Annotated in this window: 14 protein-coding genes; 1 reads left to right on the top strand and 13 read right to left on the bottom strand. The window is 66.7% G+C overall.

What is annotated here, in order from left to right; all coding sequences use genetic code 11:
- Window positions 1-36 precede the first annotated feature (36 nt).
- Complete coding sequence (locus VGV60_14875; GenBank protein HEV8702554.1) at window positions 37-552, bottom strand: CarD family transcriptional regulator; 516 nt, start codon at window positions 550-552, stop codon at window positions 37-39.
- A 135-nt stretch (window positions 553-687) separates the two neighbouring features.
- Between VGV60_14875 and VGV60_14870 the strand changes: the two genes are divergently transcribed.
- Window positions 688-1,659, top strand: coding sequence for a DUF72 domain-containing protein (locus VGV60_14870; protein ID HEV8702553.1), 972 nt, complete (start codon window positions 688-690; stop codon window positions 1,657-1,659).
- A 13-nt stretch (window positions 1,660-1,672) separates the two neighbouring features.
- On the opposite strand, the gene VGV60_14865 is transcribed toward VGV60_14870, so the two are convergent.
- From VGV60_14865 to VGV60_14810, 12 genes are all read right to left on the bottom strand, one after another.
- Window positions 1,673-2,692, bottom strand: coding sequence for a radical SAM/SPASM domain-containing protein (locus VGV60_14865; protein HEV8702552.1), 1,020 nt, complete (start codon window positions 2,690-2,692; stop codon window positions 1,673-1,675).
- Window positions 2,692-3,810, bottom strand: coding sequence for a glycosyltransferase (locus tag VGV60_14860; GenBank protein ID HEV8702551.1), 1,119 nt, complete (start codon window positions 3,808-3,810; stop codon window positions 2,692-2,694). Before VGV60_14860 ends, VGV60_14865 begins: the two co-directional genes overlap by 1 nt.
- A complete protein-coding gene (locus VGV60_14855) occupies window positions 3,807-4,670 on the bottom strand; it encodes a glycosyltransferase family 2 protein (protein ID HEV8702550.1) in 864 nt (287 codons plus the stop codon). The genes VGV60_14860 and VGV60_14855 overlap by 4 nt, the downstream gene beginning before the upstream one ends.
- Window positions 4,667-5,521 (bottom strand): outer membrane protein assembly factor BamD, encoded by an 855-nt coding sequence (gene bamD / locus VGV60_14850; protein ID HEV8702549.1) that lies wholly within the window; start codon window positions 5,519-5,521, stop codon window positions 4,667-4,669. The genes VGV60_14855 and bamD overlap by 4 nt, the downstream gene beginning before the upstream one ends.
- Window positions 5,518-5,925 (bottom strand): thioesterase family protein, encoded by a 408-nt coding sequence (locus VGV60_14845; GenBank protein ID HEV8702548.1) that lies wholly within the window; start codon window positions 5,923-5,925, stop codon window positions 5,518-5,520. Before VGV60_14845 ends, bamD begins: the two co-directional genes overlap by 4 nt.
- A gap of 2 nt (window positions 5,926-5,927) precedes the next feature.
- Entirely contained in the window at window positions 5,928-6,620 is a 693-nt protein-coding gene (gene rpe, locus VGV60_14840) for a ribulose-phosphate 3-epimerase (protein ID HEV8702547.1), read from the bottom strand.
- Window positions 6,621-6,666: 46 nt separating this feature from the next.
- Window positions 6,667-7,500 (bottom strand): PASTA domain-containing protein, encoded by an 834-nt coding sequence (locus VGV60_14835; protein ID HEV8702546.1) that lies wholly within the window; start codon window positions 7,498-7,500, stop codon window positions 6,667-6,669.
- Between the two features lie 203 nt (window positions 7,501-7,703).
- On the bottom strand, window positions 7,704-9,083 hold the full coding sequence (gene rsmB / locus VGV60_14830) for a 16S rRNA (cytosine(967)-C(5))-methyltransferase RsmB (GenBank protein HEV8702545.1): 1,380 nt from the start codon (window positions 9,081-9,083) through the stop codon (window positions 7,704-7,706).
- The gene (gene fmt / locus VGV60_14825) at window positions 9,061-10,023 is read right to left on the bottom strand and encodes a methionyl-tRNA formyltransferase (protein HEV8702544.1); all 963 of its coding nucleotides are present in this window, start codon (window positions 10,021-10,023) and stop codon (window positions 9,061-9,063) included. Before fmt ends, rsmB begins: the two co-directional genes overlap by 23 nt.
- A 28-nt stretch (window positions 10,024-10,051) precedes the next feature.
- Complete coding sequence (gene def, locus VGV60_14820) at window positions 10,052-10,579, bottom strand: peptide deformylase (protein ID HEV8702543.1); 528 nt, start codon at window positions 10,577-10,579, stop codon at window positions 10,052-10,054.
- 886 nt (window positions 10,580-11,465) lie between these two features.
- Window positions 11,466-14,351 (bottom strand): hypothetical protein, encoded by a 2,886-nt coding sequence (locus VGV60_14815; GenBank protein HEV8702542.1) that lies wholly within the window; start codon window positions 14,349-14,351, stop codon window positions 11,466-11,468.
- 320 nt (window positions 14,352-14,671) lie between these two features.
- A complete protein-coding gene (locus VGV60_14810; GenBank protein ID HEV8702541.1) occupies window positions 14,672-18,061 on the bottom strand; it encodes a hypothetical protein in 3,390 nt (1,129 codons plus the stop codon).
- Between the last annotated feature and the right edge of the window lie 270 nt (window positions 18,062-18,331).

Below are 18,331 nucleotides of genomic sequence, written 5' to 3'. Positions count from 1 at the left end.
GGCCGGCCCAGCCGGGGCGGCCGGCGAACCCGAGGGCTACTTGTCCTTGACCTGCTTGATGCCGCGGGCGACGGCGCGGTCGATCTTGGATTCGACCTGCTCGACGGTCAGCCGTTCCACCTCGGCGATCTCGCTGACGATCAGGTACTTGGCCTTGTCGAGCATGCGCCGCTCGCGATAGGACAGGTTCTTCTGGATGGCGAGATGGCTGAGACTCTTGAAGACTCGCGCGACCTCGGTGATGGACCCCGTCCGCATCTTGTCGGAGTTTTCCTGGAAGCGCCCCTTCCAGTCGTCATAGAGGGTGATCTTGGTGTCCTTGAGGACGTCGAAGACGTCCTCGACCTCTTTCTTCGTGACGACGCGGCGCAGCCCGACATTGGTGGTGTTGCTGCGGGGGACCATGACCGTGCTGTCGTTGGCGACGATGCGCAGGGTGAGGAACTCCTCCATCCTGTCGCCCATCGATCGCTTCTCGATCTGTTCGATAATACCGAGACCATGGTTCGGATAGACAACCTTGTCGCCGATCTTGAATTCCTTGATTTCCAACGTCCGCCTCCAGCCACCCCGGGGCTTCGATGGGTGGTATTTTCGTAAAAAGTGAGTCAAATAATAGCAGGAATTGGACCTTTCGTCAATCACCCGGCCCGGGCCTGAAACCCGGGAGTCGCGGAGGGGATCGAGGTGGTCCGAGTCGGCATCGCGGGATGGGATTACCGGGATTGGGCCGGCGTCGTTTATCCGGACCCGTCTCCGCGGCGCTTCGATCGTCTCGCGTTTCTCTGCAGCTTTTTCGATGTCATCGAAATCAATTCCACCTTCTACCGCCAGCCCGCGGCGAAGGCGGCGCGGTCCTGGGCAAGTCGCGTGTCTTCAGAGAGTTCGTTCCGGTTCACGGCGAAGCTCTTCCAGATCTTCACGCACGCGCCGAGCGGCTCGCTGACGTTGCGGGACCGGGCCGCCGGAGCATCCGGAGACCTCGATCTGCGCGGCGAGGCGCGCACCTACCTGGCGGGGATCGCCCCGTTGCTCGAAGCCCGCCGGCTCGGAGCGGTGCTCATGCAGTTCCCGCAGGCGTTCCATGACCGCCCCGAGAGCCGTGCCCACCTCGAGACGGTCGCGAGGCTCCTGCCCGGCCTTCCCCTGGTTGCCGAATTCCGGCACCGCAGCTGGGACAACGCGGGGGCGCTCGCTTTCCTGCGGAACCTCGGTGTCGGATTCTGCAACATCGACCAGCCGGCGCTGGGGGGGACCCTGCCGCCCACGGCGCACGTGACATCCCGCGTCGCCTATGTCCGCCTGCACGGCAGGAACGCCGCGAACTGGTTCCGGGAAACGGGGCGCGGCCCCGGGCCGCATCCCACCGCGTCCCCCGTCGCCGCGCGCTACGACTACCTTTACTCCATGGAGGAGCTGCGGCCGTGGGTGGAGCGGATCCGATCGATCGCCGCGGGGGCGGAGGAGGTCTTCGTCATCGCCAACAACCACTACCGCGGCAAGGGGCCGGCGAATGCCCTGATGATCAAGAGCTCCCTGTCGATGGGGAGCGTCAAGGCCCCCGCCGGGCTCGTCGCCGCCTACACCGATTTGAAGACGATGGCCGAGCCGGTCGAGGCTCCTCGAGCCAGGTCGCCCCGGCAGGGGAGGCTGTTCTAGGAGCCTGTCGGAGTCAGGCCTCTTCCAGGACTTCCGCCGCGCCGATCCGCTGGGTGCCGTCCGGCTCGGTCGCGACTTCGCGGACCTCGTCGATTTTGCAGTTGCCGCACAGGGGAAGGCCGCCGAACTCCTGCGCCAGGTAGCGACGGCGGATCTCGCTCGCCACCGGGCCGTTCCAGACGTCGTGGATCGATCGGTGCGTGATGTTGCCGAGCACCTGCTCGCGGCTGTAATCGACGCAGCAGAGGACCATGTCGCCGTTGAACATGATGTAGGCCTGCTTGAACAGGCGCGTGCACGTCGTGTAGTACGACATGGCCTTCGTGCGGCTGAAGCGTTCGGCGTTCCGGATGTTGCCGCCGCGGTTCTCGAGCGTGGTGTACTTCGAGGCGACGCCGCGCGCGCGCCAGTAGGCGACGGCCTGGCGCGCGTCGATGACCGAGGTGTCGACCATGGTGATCCAGAGCCTGGGGCGATCGAGGCCGCGCCGGCGCTGCTCGTCGATGAAGTGGTTGACGTTGGCCAGGGTGCGGTCGAAGTCCATGCTCCCCCTCATCGTCGTCCCGTACGACTCCCGGTCGATCCCCTGGAACGAAACGTAGAGCTCGTGCAGGCCGCCGCCGAGCGACAGGAGGGCGTCGACCACGGGCGGCGTCAGGAAGTGCCCGTTCGACGTGACCACCACCTTGCAGTCCGGAATCGTGGCGTGAATGTAGCGGACCTTGTCGAACAGGTCACGGTCCATCAGCGGCTCGTTCATCAGGTACGGGCTGATGCGCCGCACGCCGTAGTGCGCCGCCTCGTCGACGATCCGGCGGAACAGCCCGGGCGGCATCCTTCCCCTGGGCTGGGAGTCGCTGGTCGCCCCGTAGGGGCAGAAGATGCAGTCGGCGTTGCAGCCGGTGAACGTCTGGATCTGGATGGTCCTGGGAAAGGACGGGATCGGCCGGCGTGTCAGTCTGTTCCAGAGACGCACCCGGGCGGGATCGCCCGGCCGATCCATGTAATACCTGTTGATCTTCAGGGCGCCCATCAGTCCGCGCGCTCGATCGATCGGTAGACTGCCAGTGTCCCCTCGACCATCCTGTCCGCCGTGAATTCCCCGACCCTGCCCTTCGCCGCCGCCGCGTAGCGCGACCTCAGGGCCGGGTCCCGCGCCAGGAGGACCATGGCCCGCGCCAGCGCGGGAGCGTTCCCGGGAGGGACCAGGAGGCCGTGGCGCGCATCCTCGATGATCTCCTCGATGCCGTCAAGCGAGGTGGCGATCACCGGCGTGCCTGCCGCCATGGCCTCCTTCAGCACCGCCGGCGAGCCCTCCCCCGAGGTGGAGGCGAGGACGAACAGGTCGAGCCCCGCGAACACGTCCGGCATGTCGTCGCGAAATCCCGCGAACACCACCCGTCCCTCCAGGCCGAGACGCCCGACGTCCTGCCTGAGGACATTCTCCCCCTCGCCGCGCCCGATGACCAGGAAGCGCGCCTCCGGAACTTCCGCCGCGGCCCCGGCCGCCGCCGCGAGGAACAGGTCGATCCCCTTGTGGGCCGCCAGGTGGCCGGCCGTGCCGATCAGGAAGGTCCCGTCCGCCTCCGCTCCGAGAACGGGACGGAGCGATTCCCGGAAGCGCCGGCAATCGCCGCGGCCGAAGCGATCGGGATCGATGCCGGAGTGCACGGTGACGACGCGCGCCGGGTCGAGCCCCTGGCGCACCAGGAGCCGGCGGATGGCCTCGGAGACGGCGATCACCCGGTCGACGTGGAAGGAGTACTTGAAACGCCCCAGGAGCGCGCGGCGAAGCGGGAACGACAGGCGTCGCGCCGCCACCGTCGCCGGCCGGCGGCGCCGGGCCAGCGTCCCCAGGGTCCCGAGCGTCACCGCGTGCGCCGTGTGGCCGTGCAGCAGGTCGACCCTTTCCTCGCGGACGAGGCGCGCCAGCCCGCGGGCCGCCACGAGATCGAGCTCGCCGCGCATCGGCATCGGGACGACCTCGAGGCCCGCGGCCGCCGCCCGCCGCACCAGCTCGCCGCCCGGCACGCCGACGATCAGGCAGCGCAGGCCGCGATCCCTCAGTCCCGCCGCCAGCCGCAGCGTCTGCGCCTCGCCGCCGCGCCAGCCGGCTTCGGTGTTGAGGTGCAGGATGGTCCTGGGGTTCACCGGGGCTGCGCGGGCGCGCGGCGTTCCTCGTCCACCAGCCGCCCGATCTGCTCGCGCGCCAGCGGCCCGCCGGCCTCGACCTGCGCCGGGACCTCGACCGCTCCCTTCAGGATGCGCATCTCCCACAGACGCGCGTACTTGAGGTAGACGGTGAAGGCGCCGAGGAGCGACAGCACCAGGCCGTGCACCCCCTCGAGGAAGCCCAGCCGGATGACGTACATCTTGACGAAGCGCGTGATCGGACGGCCGAGGATCTGGACCGGGCCCGCCCGTTTCCCTTCCTTGTAGAGCTGCGCCGCGCCCCACTCGCTGTAGAGCTGAATCTTGCGCCAGTATTGCCGGAACGAGCGGAACGAGTGGTGCTCGAGCGGGTGCCGCAGGACCGGCAGCGGCCCCGGAAGCTCGATCTCGGCGTGCACCTCCCGATCCTGGTACCGTGACACGTCCCTGCGGAACAGGCGGATGACCCGGTCGGTCCCCCAGCCGCAGCGACGCATGCGCCGGCCCAGGAAGTGATTGGCCCTGAGGATCCAGTAGCCGTCATGTCGCGGCCCGGACTCCAGGAGGGCGAGGATCTCGTCGCGCAGCGGAGGCGTGACCCGCTCGTCGGAGTCGACCAGGAGGACCCATTCGTGGGCCGCCTGCGGGATGGCCCAGTTCTTCTGGCGCGCCGAGTAGACGTACTCGTGCTGCAGGACACGGGCCCCGGCCTCGCGGGCGATGCGCACGGTCGCGTCGGTCGAGAACGAATCGACGACCAGGATCTCGTCCGCGAAGCGCACCGACGCGAGGCAGTCACCCAGCGTCGCCTCCTCGTTGTAGGTCGGGACGATGACCGTGAGGGGCGGCCGCGGGCTCATTTCTTGCGGTCCTTGCGCGCCGGCTTCCCCTGCTTCTGGTCGAACTCGGCCAGGAGCTTGCGGGCTTTTTCGGTCTCCTTGCCGGCCGGCCTGTCCTGGAACAGGCGGCTGAAGAACTCCTCCGCCTCCGGGCGGTTCCCGACCCGCAGCAGGCAGCTTCCCAGGTCGAAGAGGACCTGGTCCGACCTGCTGTAGTGCGGATACTTGTCCAGGATCGTGCGGTAGCGATCGATCGCCGCGTTGTACCTCTTGCGCTTCTGGTAGAACCGGCCGACCAGGCGCTCGTGCTCGGCCAGGCGGTCGTTGCACTCGACGAGCTTCTGGCTCGCCTGCGCGATGAAGGGGCTTGTCGGGTAGACCGCCTCGACCTTCTTGAATTCGCTGATGGCCTGGTACGTGAGTGCCTGATCGCGGTCCGGCGACAGCGCCTGCTGGAACAGCGACATCCCGACCATGAACTGGGCCCGATCGGCCGCCTCGTGGTTCGGGTAGTAGGTCAGGAAGGTCCGGTAGGAGTTCAGCGCCTCCCCGTAGTTGAGCTGGCCCCGTTCCTTGAAGAAGGAATCGGCGATCGCGAGCTGGATCTTCGGCAGGAGGTCGCGATCGTCCGGCGGGACGCGCGGCAGGACCCCCTGCAGCAGCGTGCGGGCCGCGTAGTAGCGCTTCTTCTCCATCTTCGCCATCGCCATCTGGTACACCTGGAGGGGCGGCTGCAGGGGCTCCGCCTTCTTGCTCTTGCGCCCGGCGGCGCACCCCGGCGCGAGCCATCCCAGCGCGGCGAGCGAGAGGAGCAGGACGCAGGCCGCGCCGCGGTCGCCGCGCCGGGCCCCGGTGGATCCCCTGGTTCTCAAGCGAGGAGCCCTCGGATCGTCCGGGGAAGGCGGCGCGGGCGGCCGCTGCGATCGACCGCGGCGTGGCGCGTGCTGCCGGTGGCCAGGAGCCGCCCGTCGGGCTGGCGCTCGATGCGGTAGGAGAAGGCGACCCGCACGCCGCTCGCGAGCTCGATCCGCGTGTGCACCCGCAGCCGATCGTCGTAGCGCGCCGGCGCAAGGTAGGCGCAGGAGGCCTCGACGACCGGCAGGAAGAGCCCCTCGTCCTCCAGGCGGCGGTAGTCGACGCCGCGGGACCGCATCAGCTCCGTCCGCCCGATCTCGAACCAGACGAAATGGTGGGAGTGGTGCGCCACCCCCATGCGGTCGACCTCCGGGTATCGCACCCTCACCTCGACGAACCCGTCGCCGGACACGTCCGCCACGTTCAGGATGATGCCCGGCCGGATCGTCCGCCGCCCTCGAGGAGACCGACGAGGGCCCGCGCCCGGGCCTGCGGATCGCGGCCGTCGAAGACCGCCGATCCCGCGACCAGGATCTGCGCGCCGTTCTCAAGAAGGGGCACGATGTTGTCGGGACCCACGCCGCCGTCGACCTCGATCTTCGCGACGCAGCCGGACTGCTCGATGCGCGCTCGCAGGGCGGAGACCTTCGCCAGGACGGAGGGAATGAAGCGCTGCCCCCCGAATCCGGGGTTCACCGACATGAGGAGGACATAGTCCAGCTCCGGGAGGATCTCCTCGAGCGCGGCGATCGGCGTCGAGGGGTTCAGGGCGACGCCCGCGGCGGCGCCCGATTCCCGGATGAGCCGGACCGTCCGGTGCAGGTGCGGCACCGCCTCCTGGTGCACGGAGATCATGTCGGCGCCGGCCCTCGCGAACGTCTCGATGTAGCGGTCCGGCTCCTCGATCATGAGGTGCACGTCGAGCGGGAGCGCGGTGGCACGGTTGACCGCCTCCACGACCATGGGGCCGATGGTCAGGTTCGGGACGAAGTGGCCGTCCATGACATCCAGGTGGAACAGCCGCGCCCCGCCCGCCTCCGCGGCGGCGATCTCCTGCGCGAGGCGGCCCAGGTCGGCGGTCAGGATCGAAGGGGCGAGAGCCGGCGTCTCCGGCAGGCGGGCGCCCGCGCGCGGGCCGTCGCCCGGCCTCTGCTTCGGGTCGCTAGCCACCGCCAGGGCCTCCTCCCGCCACGGTGAGGGTGACGAGATCGCCGCTGCGCACCGGGTAGCCGGAGTCGGGATCCTGCGCCACGATGGTCCCCGGAGGCGCGTCGGTACCCGCCTGGCGCTTCATCGGCGCCACGCGCAGCCCGGCGCGCGACAGGAAGGCCACCGCCTCGTTCTCGCCGCGGCCTGCGAGCCGCGGCATCATGTAGGTGCGCGGCGCCACTCCGCTGCTGACCAGAAGGGTGACCCTCGCATCCCGCAGGCCGGCCCCCTCCGGAAGCGGATCCTGGCCGATCACCATGTTCTCCTCCGCCCTCGCGCTGTGCACGTAGATCTGGTCGCCCAGCTTCATCCCCTGCTGCTGCAGGGTGATCTGCGCCTTGCGCGCCGCCCCGCCGCGCAGCTCGGGGATCGAGCTGACCTTGTCCCCCAGGCTCACGATGACCTTGACCTTGCGCTCCGGCTTGATCGACGCCCCGGGCGGCGGGTCCTGGGCCAGGACGCGTCCGATCTCGACGTGCTCGTCGTTGCGTCCTGCCGCCTCCTCGAAGACGAGCCCCTTCTCCGCGAGGAGCGCCGACGCCTCCTCGGACGTCAGGCCCGAGAGATCCGGGACCTGCACGTCCCGGCCCACGACCGAATGCCTCACGGTGTAGTAGGCGCTGAATGCGACAATGGCGACGAGCAGCCCGGCAACCACCGCAACCCAGGCGATCACCAGGGCGTAGCGACGCAGCTGATTCGCCTGGATAGTCTTGAAGATGCGGGCCTCCGCGCGCCAGCAGGCTGAGCGATCGGCATGGTAGCACAGCGGTTGCGCATCGCCCAAGCCGACGCGTGCGGCTTTGACCCTGCAGAGGAGACGCGGCTGCCCTCCGGCGCGCCTGAGGGCATGCGTAGCCACAGGTGGCGGGGCGCAGCGCATCGCGGCGATTCCGAGGCAAGTCGCGGAGCCTGGGTGGCCTGGATGGCTCCGTCGCCGAGCATGAGCCGCAAGGCGCTGCGCCCCGCCACCGGTGACCAGGAAGGGTTTCAGGCCCGCCGGAGGGCGGCCGCGAAGAAGCCGTCCATGTCGTCGCGATGCGGGAGAGTGGCCAGGAACCCCCGGCTGTCCACCAGCCGATGCAGGGCGGGAGGGAGGATCGTCCGGGCATCGACGACGCTCAGGTCGGCACGTGTCCCGAGCAGGGCGTCGATGCGCGCGGGGCCCTCCTCCGGCTCGAGGCTGCAGACCGAGTAGACCAGGCGGCCGCCGGGCGACACGAGGTCGGCCGCGGCCCGGAGCATCCGGTCCTGCGCGCGGGCCGCCGTCGCGACGTCCGTCTCATTCCGCCGCCAGCGGATCTCCGGGTGGCGCCTGATGATTCCGGTGCCGGTGCAGGGGGCGTCCAGGAGCACGGAGCCGAACGTCGATCGGAGCGCCGGCCGCGTCGCGTCCGAGGCCACGCGCAGGATCCCGGTGATGTTCAGGCGCCGCACGTTCTCCTCCAGGAGGCGGAGCCTCGCCGCCGAGACGTCGCAGGCGACGAGTCGCCCTCCGGGGGGCGCGGATTCCGTCGCCATCAGGAGCTTGCCGCCGGGCGCCGCGCAGAGATCGAGGACCCCGTCCGGATGATCGACGGGCAGCAGGAGGAGCGAGACGATCTGGGCCGCCTCGTCCTGAACGTAGATCAGCCCGTCCCGGAAGAGCGTCGTGCGCTGCGGCGCCCCGCGGACGACCCGCAGCGCCCCCGGCAGGCCCGGCGAGGGGATCGTCTCGATCCCCTCGTCCCGGAGCCGTGCCGCGACCGCCTCGCTGCGGCCCCCCCGGCGGGTCACGCGGAGGACGGTGGGGGCCGGCGTATTCAGCGTCCCGAGAAGCGCCTCGCACTCCGCCCGGCCATGGCGGGCCAGGAATCTCCTCGCCAGGAACGGCGGGAACGAGTGCTTCTCGGCGAGGTGCAGCGCGGGATCGGCCGACTCGTCCGGGAGCAGGGAGCCGGCCCCGATCCCCTGGTCGATCAGCCGGCAGGCCGCCCTGAGGACCGCGTTGGTGAACGCCGCGGCGCCGCGCCCGCGCCGCGCCCGCGCCATCGACACCGCTTCGTCGACCGCGGCGGCGCGCGGCACCCGGGTCAGGAACAGGATCTGATAGAGCGCCACCCGGGCGCCGATGAGGACCGGCGGATCGATCTCCGCGAGGGGCCGCTGCGAGGACTTCTCGATCAGCCGATCGAGCGCCCGTCTCTGTCGCAGCACGCCGTAGACGAGCGCGGTCGCGAGGTGGCGCTCGCGCTCCGCCCCACCGGACATCTCCGCCAGGAGCAGATTGCTGCTGCCGCCGATCTCGACCTTCTCGAGGATGGCGCAGGCGGCGGCGCGCCCGGTCCGCCCTCCCGGCCGGGCCGTCTCAGCGCGGCGCGGCCTGGGCAAAGATGTCACCGACCTTCGCGAGCCTGCCGTTCACCGCGTCACGCGCCATCATCGCCTTCCGGCCGGGGAACTGCAGCTCCAGGATGCGGACCCGGCCGTCCCCCTCACACTGGACCACGAGCGCCTCGCCCGCCTCGATGACCCGGCCGGGCACGGGGCGGGCGCCCGGGTCGTCCCGGGCCTCGAGGCTCACCTCGGCGCGCAGGAAATTGACCGGCTCCCCGCGCAGCCAGGAATAGGCGAGCGGCCAGGGATGGCAGGCGCGCACCCGGTCGGCGATCTCGGGCGCTCCGCGGCCCCAGTCGATGAGACCGTCGGTGCGCTTCAGGGAGGGAGCCTGCGTCGCCTCGGCCGGGTTCTGCTTCCGTGGCTCGAGCGCCGCGCGCTCGTGCAGGGCCAGCGTCTCGACCAGCAGGTCCGCTCCGAGGACGGCCAGCCTCGCGGTCAGCTCCCCCGCCGTCTCCGCGAGGCCGACGGGGCATTCGCGCTGCAACAGGATGTCGCCGGTGTCGAGGCCTCGGTCCATCTTCATGGTCGTCACGCCGGTCACTCGATCGCCCGCCAGGATGGCGTGCGCCACCGGCGCGGCGCCGCGGTATTTCGGGAGGAGCGACGCATGCACGTTGATGCACCAACGCGGGGGGATGGTCAGGATTTCGGGCGGGAGGATCTGGCCGTAGGCCACCACGATCACAGCCTCCGGTCCGATCGCCCGCAGCCGCTCGACGACCTCGGGATCCCTCACCGACTCGGGCGCCAGGACCGGAATCCCGAGCGCCTGCGCCTCGGATCGGACCGGAGAGGGCTCAGGAGGCGAGGAGCGGCTGCGCCTCGGCCGGTCCGGCTGCGTGACGGCCGTCGCAATCTCATGGCCGGACTGCGCCAGGGCCCGGAGCGCCGGGATCGCGAAGTCGGGCGTTCCCATGAAGACGAGCCGCATGCTCCTCCCCGGTTCATCGGAGGGATGCTCAGGCCGGGACGAGGTCCCAGTCTCCCGCCCGCATCCGTTTCTGGACTTTCCGCTTGATCAGCCGGCGCTTCAGTGGACTCAGGTGCTCGATGAACAGCCGGCCGTGCAGGTGGTCGATTTCGTGATTGAAGGCGCGCGCCAGAAGATCCCGACCTTCCAGCGTCCGTACCTTGCCCGCCAGGTCCATCGCCTCGATCACGCACCGATCGGGGCGTGTGACCCTCTCGGTGAACCCCGGGAGACTCAGGCAACCCTCGTCCTCGATGTAGGACCCGGCGTTCTCGAGGATGCGCGGGTTGATCAGGACGAGGACCTCCTCCGGTTTTTCCCCGACGCTCAGGTCGACGACGGCGATCTGCCTCGCCACGCCCACCTGGTTCGCGGCCAGTCCGACCCCCGGGGCGGCATGCATCGTTTCGATCATGTCCTGGACGAGGCGCTCGACGTCCGGTGTGATCTCGCGCACGAGGCCCGAATCGGTCGCCAGCACCTCGTGCGGAAAGCGCAGAATCGGCAGGATCGCCATGAGGCCGAGTGATGTACCACACGCTCGAAAAGGCGTCAAGGAAGCAGGAATCCGAAGCATGTGGGTTTGTCTTTTCGGCTGAGGCTCGCATTGTAGGTGGCCGGCATCGACCAACCACCAGAATATCGTGCGGATCGTTGCTCGTACGCTCGACCTGAGTTGCGCTAAACCACGTCCGTGTGAGCATACTTGGTGCCCCAAGAGGGATACCCATCAACGAGCGACCCGGCAGGTCGAAACGAACGACGACTGGCTCCTCAAACGGGATATCTCCTCGCACTCGGGGAGCACTTCTGGTTAACAGGCAGAGAGCCGTCGGGCGTCTGATTAGACCTCACGATGGCACCCCAGCCAACTGCCAGAAGAAGGGACCCGGGAGCAATGCAATGAAATCGTGCGGATTTGTCCACGAGATCGCGGTCTACCCCCGACACCGGCAGAGCCGCGATCACTGAGCACGACCTGCCGGTAGGTTCTTTGATGGTGCCGGGGGCCCAAGTCTATCAAAGACGTTCAGATCCAAACGCTTGGACGGGTTCGTTCTGAGGGACGAAGCGTTGCGGGTGGCCACGTAGGTCAGCACCGAGCGCGACCTGCGGGGTGTGTTTGCGGGCTCAAGAACGACTCCGGCTCGCTCTTCGAGACCGCACCGACATCGCCGCGCTGTACTACAGCCTGCTCGAGTCCGCCAAGCTGGCCGACGTCGAGCCCAAGCTCTACCTGCTCACCGCCACCCGCGCCGCTCTCGCCGACCCGAAGGTGGTGACCCTGCCTCGTGACCCCGGCCGGAACGGGCTAGAATCCCTACAAAGTGCTCGACGAGGACTTACGCTCCTCCTTCCGTCGAACCGGAGCTTTGTTCCTCTGCCCGATTTCCTCTGCTTCCTCACTCTACCCGAAGAACCAGGTAATCGATGAAGACACTATCGAGCGCTGTTCCCGAAGTCTGGTTCGTGTCCTCCACGCGGATGTAAATGGTCCCCACTTGCTGCGCTGGCTGGCCGAGGTCAATGGTGAAAATCCCCTCAAACTGGCTATTGATTACACCACCATTGATGTTCGTCCAGCTGTTTGCCCCGTCGGTCGAGTAGGCGAATTGGAAATTGTCACCCTCGGCGTTATTCGGTCGATACCCTTCGAGAACCAACTTCAGCCTGGTGGGCGGACCGGTCGTCGTCTTGGGGACACTGTTGAATTGCCACCGGTGCGACAGCCGCGACACACCGCCCGACAAGGCCTCCTTCAATTGCTCGCGCAGATTGTTCGAGGTGCGAACATCGAGATGGCTCCCTGCCGCAATCGTCCCGGTTATCGGCAGCTCACTGGCAGGCACCTGGTCGGGCAACTTGCACGCGCTGCTCGCACTGAAGCAAAGACCAAGGTCTGCTTCTGCCACCACGGAATAGAAATACCTGCGCCCAGTCTCAGCGACCTCCGCATCATGATACGAGGTGTTGTAAATCCGCGCGATGCGCGCTTTGCCCAGGTTGCAGCCCGCATGGCCCTCCGTGCGGAACACCGAGTTCAAAGCGGCACCGGGCACCGCCGTCCACGTAAGGTCCACGCCCGTGGGAGTCATCATCGCAGAAGTCACCGTGGGAGCGAGCGACTCCCAGCCGCTACAGCTGTTCCCGGGAACCTGGCCGGGGCAGCCAACATTGTGGCGCTCGAAGGCAGCCGCGAGCGCGGTCGCGTGCGGCGTTCCATCGAGAATATTGCCGTTGTCGTCATCCGCCGTGAGCCACCCCTGGTAACCAGAGCCCGCTCCACAGCCGCCCGAAGTCCCGGCGCCACAGTCGCAGGAGTACCACGCCCCGACGTTCCCGCTGCCCTCGTAGAAAAGCTTGCTGGCGACGATGAACGCGGTCTCGGAACTATACAAAAACGGGGCAGCTCCGAGGTCCCGCGCGGCAAGATCCCACGCCGCCTGGTCGACGGGCGTCGCCGCGCAATGCACCTCTCTGCCACATGGACCCAAGACCCCGCTCTGTGAGCATTGGCCGCACACAAAGTTCTGCGTCGTGTCGGCGACACCGTCCGCGTGCTTCAGGTAGTCCATCTCCCTGGCACCGCTGCAATCAGTGAAGCAATGACGTGGGGGAACATCCTCCAGGCTCCAGTTAAATCCTGTCCCGTCCCATGTGTAAGGGTTCAGAGCAGTCGGACACTGCAGGTTATTGCTAGACTCCTTGCCACGGTTCCCGTAACCCCCGCAACTCGCCTGCTGGCGGTACATCGCCGCGATATCGGCATACGCCTCGCTGGGATCGCTCATCTCCCCGAGCGCGTCATTGTCATCGAGCGCGTGACCCCATTCGTGGCTCACGATCGTGGCGATTTCTCCTGGGGGCCTGCACTTCCACTCGTTCTCGAGGCTGTTGAACTGACCGGCCGTGAACCCGATGAACGGTGCGTTCGGGTCATCGTTGTTATAGGATGCACTGCAACCACCGGTAACGACCGCCCTGATCTCGAATTGGTTCGGTGCGGTCCTCAATAGCCAGGGATTGTTCGGGAGCCAGCCACGAGCAATCTCCGCAATCCTGTTCACCTCGTAGTACGAAGCCCTCGCCGCTGGGACATTCCCATTTCCGGCGGGGGAACTGGTGCAGTCATGCTGGCCATTCGTGCCGTCAAGATTGAGCGGAGCACCGCAAACAACCGTCCGACTGATCGTTCCGCAGATCGAGGTGACCTTGTAGTACTTGCCGCTCAGCGTTGTGGTCGTGGAACCGCTAGTGCAAGCGTCGAACAGCCCGGCACCGTTCGCGAAGAACACCTGGCACACTCCTCCGGGACAATCGCTGTTAACCGTGCAGCCTTTGCTGGGCTGATTGCTGCATGCCTTATAGTCCGCCCAGGGCATCGGCCACTCGGATTGCATGAAACCGCACGTCTGAGGCCGGTATTCGCAGAACCCTCCCGGCTGAGGACAGTCGCTGTGCGCGCTACATAGGGTCGTTGGCGAGTTGCTACACCTCGGCGAGCAGATCTCCGTGTTCGTCGCAGGATAAACGCCGCCCTTGATCGCGGTCTTGGCGTAATGGAGCACGTCCCGGAAGGCGACCACCTCTCCCGCGTGGGCGTCGACGAGAACCTCCCAGCTCCCCAGCTCAGAAGCCCGTTCGAACCGGAACGACCACACGAGCCGATGGCCGTATCCCTGCCCGATGGGTCTCCCGGGCGCATTGGCGATCTCCCGACCGGCCGGGGCATAGGGGATGAGCTCAAGCAGAGGTTCCCTCCACATCGTGTCCTCAGGGAGCTTCCCGCCGGCATAGGCGAATCCGATCCCGATGGCGTCGTCCCTGGATAGCGTCGGCCGCGTGTCGATCTGGACGTTGCCCCACATCTCGGTCCCCAGGAGGACCAGGTTTCCGTGGTTGAGCGCGCCCGCCAGCCTTGCATATCTGACCCCAACTCCCCCCGCCTCCTGCGGGATACTGAACTGCCAGAGCCAATCGTTGACCTGAGCCACCTGGACCGGACCCAGTTGGTCGGCGGCGACGGCCAGCACGTCGAGGTTGTTCAAGACGTACGCCCTGACGATCGCGGCCACGACCTCCGCGCTGATCTCCGACACCGGCTTGCCGAGAGACAGGCCAAGATCCGCAAGTGTCAGCGTGTTTCCCTTGCCCGTACCTGGGATTAGCGGAACGCTCACGAGGATGCTCGCCGGTGTCCCCGAGCGGGGGTCGATGTATGCCGCCGCCCCCCCTGTCTGTCGCGCGAGGAAGCTCGTCCAGGCGGCGCTGTTCGGGAGTCGGTCCATTGCGTCCTGCAAGGTCACCGTCGCCGTGCTGACTGCCAGCTCGGGTTTGGCAAACTGTTTCGTGGAGAGGGGGGGTAACTGCGATGTCGCTTCGTGACAGCCATACGAAACCGCCGATAATTACAAGCAGGATCGAGAGCGCCAAGTAATTTCGAATCTTCACCTTGGACCTCCACTTCCCCTGATTCTCGAGGCTTTTTAGCAGCCTACCAATTCACTTACGCCCCTCGTCACTTTCCTAACCTCCATTCCCGAGCCCGTGTGCGGCCGAGTACCGCATTCCCGGCCGAACGTTTCCCGAATACTGCTCGTCCTTAGAACTAAGGACATGGACCCACGATGGCGTCTATTGGGGAACTCCCGAAGGTTCCGACACCGCAAGAGTTTCTTCCCCGGACGAGGTACCAGAAACCGCTCCCGGTTTCGGGATCGGTTCGGACATCTGCATACGTGGCTGCCGTGCCGGACCACAAGCAGGTGCCTGAGATCAGGTCGGCTTGCCATGAACCGAGCAGCACCCCCGAGGCCAGATCGTACTGAGTTCCGGGGCCGGCCGGCGCCACCTGGTCGTCCCAACTCAGGGAGGTAGCGCTTGCGGCCGATACCCGGAGGTTCGATACCTCCATCGGGAGAGACCAGACGAGCGGGTTCGTGTCGTCGCAGTCGCCCTCGCAGTCGGTGCGCCCGTCGCCGTCATTGTCGACGGATTGTTCCAGGGCGTACATCCCGCCCCAGTTCTTGGCCCAGACGATCATGAAACCGCCCGTCCATACTGCCGTGGCGTCCGCGTTGGGAGTTGAAAATGCGTAAGACGGCGCGTCAGTTGTGGAAGTCGGTGCCCACGTGTCGGCTGCCGGGTCGTAGAGGCCTCCGGTGCCATCGTCGCTCCAGACGATCATCCTGTTCCCGGTCCACACCGCCGTATGGTTGTCCGTGAATACAGGAGCATTGGCGGTCGAAGTGGGCGTCCAAGTGTCGGTCGCGGGATCGTAACGGCCGCCCCTGAGGCCGCCCGTGGTGTCGCCGCCCCAGACGATCATCAGACTCCCGGTCCAGACCGCGTTGTGGGTTGCCCTGGGCGAGGGCGCGCCGGTCAGGGAGACCGGCCTCCACGAATCCGAGACAGGGTCGTACCGTCCGCCTGTATTGAAGAAGCCCAAGAACGGGGCGGCCCCGCCCCAGACGATCATTTCGCTTCCGGTCCACACCGCCGTGTGGCTCCAGCGCGGTGAAGGCGCATCAGTAGTGGAGGTTGCCGCCCAGCTATCAGTCGCGGGGTTGTAGCGCCCGCCCATATTGGTGGTGGTGTTCGTCTCAATCAACCCACCCCAGATGATCATCTCGCTGCCCGTCCAGACTGCCGGCGTGGTGAGATACCGGGGCGACGGGGCTCCCGTGGTCGAGATCGCGCGCCATTGGTCTGAGACCGGGTCGTATCGGCCCCCGTCATTGCGCCCCGCCCCACCCCAGACGATCATCTCGTTCCCGGTCCAGACCGCTTGATGTGAGTACCGCCCCGCGGGGGCATTTATCAGCGAGGTCGGCGTCCAGGTGTCCGTCATCAGATCGTAGCGCGCGCCACTGTTGACGCTCGTCTCTGTCTCCCCCAGGCCACCCCAGACGATCATGAAATTCCCTGTCCAGACGGCCGTGTGGCAGCAGAGGACCCCTCCGGGCGTGCCGAGGACCGATGTGGGTGTCCAATTGTCGCTGGCTGGGTCGTACCGACCGCCGCTGTTGAAATAAGCTCGGGGCTTTCCCATGTCGATATCGGAGATGCCCCCCCAGACGACCAGCTGGCTGCCGGTCCAGACCGCCGTGTGGTCGCTTCTTGCCGACGGAGTGTTTGTTGTGGAGGTCGGCGTCCAGGAGTCGGAGACCGGGTCGTAGCGGCCCCCGGTGTCGAGAGCTTGCTCGAAATCGTAGAAGGATTCCTTGCCGCCCCAGACGATCATCTCATTCCCCGTCCAGACGGCCGTGTGGGAGTTCCGCGCCGACGGAGCCCCAGTTGTCGAGGTAGGCGTCCAGCTGTCGGAAACAGGGTCGTATCGGCCGCCAGTGTTGCGATTAGACACAGAGAAGCCGCCCCAGACGACCATCCGACCGCCTGTCCAGACGGCTGTGTGCAGTTGACGTCCCTCTGGGACGGCTGTGATTGAGGTCGCCGTCCAGCTATCTGCCGCCGCGTCGTACCGGCCTCCGCTGTTAAGGCTTTTCCGGGCCGCATCGAGTCCACCCCAGATGATCATCTCCACCCCGGTCCATACGGCCGTATGCCTGATGCGAGGCGCTGGCGCGTTTACCATCGAGGTCTGCACCCATAAATCCGTGACGGGGTCGTAGCGGGCACCGCTGTTGACATAGGGACCGTCCTCTGTCCCGCCCCAGACGAGCATTTCACTCCCGGTCCAGACCGCTGTGTGCCAGAAACGCCTTGTCGGCGCCGCCAGTGTGGATGTGGGCTCCCAGGAATCTGCCACGGGGTCGTACCGCCCACCGGTAGCCAGAGGCAAGTTACTCACTCCGCTACCACCCCAGATGACCATCACCGTCCCGGTCCAGATTGCCGTGTGAAGGTAGCGTGCTGCCGGAGCGGTGGTCATGCTGGTCGGCGCCCACGTATCCGTAAGAGGGTCATACCGGGTCCCGGTATCGATGAAATTACCCGCGAACCCCCCCCACACAATCATGTACCTACCAGTCCAGACGACTGTATGTCCATAGCGGGGTGTAGGAACATCATCCAGGATGCTGTTGTCCCAGGTGTCGTCGGGGACGCAGTTTGGAGGCGCGGGACTCATGCCGGCGTCGAAGGCGTCGGCTCTCGCTCCTGCGTCAAAGGCCCCTTCACGACGCGGAACGGTAGAGAGAACGCGGACCGAGTGCGCTGCAGTCGCGGTCATTACCGTCTCATCGAAATCTTCCGCGATTTTCTCCCACCAAGTCTCCCAGTGGATTTTCGGAATCGTGTACACTGCCAGGCGAAATTCGTTGGTCTTTTCCTCAAGGACAACGCTCACGACGAAGGCATCGCGCTCTTCGCTCACCGGGCCGATTTCTCCGATTCTCCTGGGGGCCCGCGCGCGCCAGCGCTCGAATTCGTCGGGGCTCAACTCGATCCGTGTTCCCGAAGGCCCCAGGCCGGCACGTTCCGGCGCAGCGGAAGGGGTTTCTCCGTTCAACTTCCGGGGATGATCACGTCGGACCAGTTCCAGCACCTGGCGGTTGGGGTGCTCCACAGCGGGATCGAGGACACCGCTTAGCAGACGCCAGCGCAGATCCTCGGCCTCCTTCCTGGGTGCGGCATGGATGCCCTGGTCGAAGGCGAAGAAACTGCGGGCGAGGCGGTCAACGAGGACAGGACGCGCAAGCGACTCCGCGATCAGGATCGGATCATCTCCCAGGGCGCGATAGACCTCCTGGAGCCGCTCCGGAAGACGCGTGTTGACGACGATACGGTCCATTTCCGCCTGAAGCGCGGCCGCCGTGACTGGCGTCTTCCAGAGTTTCTCCAGCGCCACCGACTGCTTGAGATAAGTGCGGACCTTGTTCTCCAACACCTCCCGGGGCACAGCCTGCCCGAAGGGACGGGTTGCTCCGATCTGATACCGATAGTAGACACGCTCGATGGCCTCCTGGGCCTTGACGCGCTCCTCGAAGGTCAGGTGGCGAGTTTGTGACGAACTCGATCTGAGTGTCGTGAGGCTCAAGACCGCCAGGATGATTGAAGGGAAGACAACTCGCCGACACGGAACAGGCATTCGGTCGCACATGAGTCAACCTTGCGTGAAATGCTGTGTACCCACGCTACGCCGGCCCGTTGCAACCTGTCAAGCAATTGTCCTGGTTCAGGACATGTGAGACGAGGGGTCTCTGGGGGGGAAGGTAGCCAAGAACTGGGCGGGAGTCAAACCACCGAGTGACTGATGGGGTCGGACGTGGTTGTAGACGTGTTCCCAGGCGAGGAGGAGGCGGTTGAT

It is taken from the genome of Candidatus Polarisedimenticolia bacterium (assembly GCA_036001465.1).
Taxonomy (GTDB): domain Bacteria; phylum Acidobacteriota; class Polarisedimenticolia; order Gp22-AA2; family Gp22-AA2; genus Gp22-AA3.
This window is presented reverse-complemented; position numbering and strand designations above follow the sequence as displayed.

Coding starts and splice junctions, on each gene's coding strand:
- fmt (HEV8702544.1), bottom strand. CDS start 10,023: ATGCGGCTCGTCTTCATGGGAACGCCCGACTTCGCGATCCCGGCGCTC.
- VGV60_14815 (HEV8702542.1), bottom strand. CDS start 14,351: ATGGACCGACTCCCGAACAGCGCCGCCTGGACGAGCTTCCTCGCGCGA.
- VGV60_14865 (HEV8702552.1), bottom strand. CDS start 2,692: ATGGGCGCCCTGAAGATCAACAGGTATTACATGGATCGGCCGGGCGAT.
- VGV60_14855 (HEV8702550.1), bottom strand. CDS start 4,670: ATGAGCCCGCGGCCGCCCCTCACGGTCATCGTCCCGACCTACAACGAG.
- def (HEV8702543.1), bottom strand. CDS start 10,579: ATGGCGATCCTGCCGATTCTGCGCTTTCCGCACGAGGTGCTGGCGACC.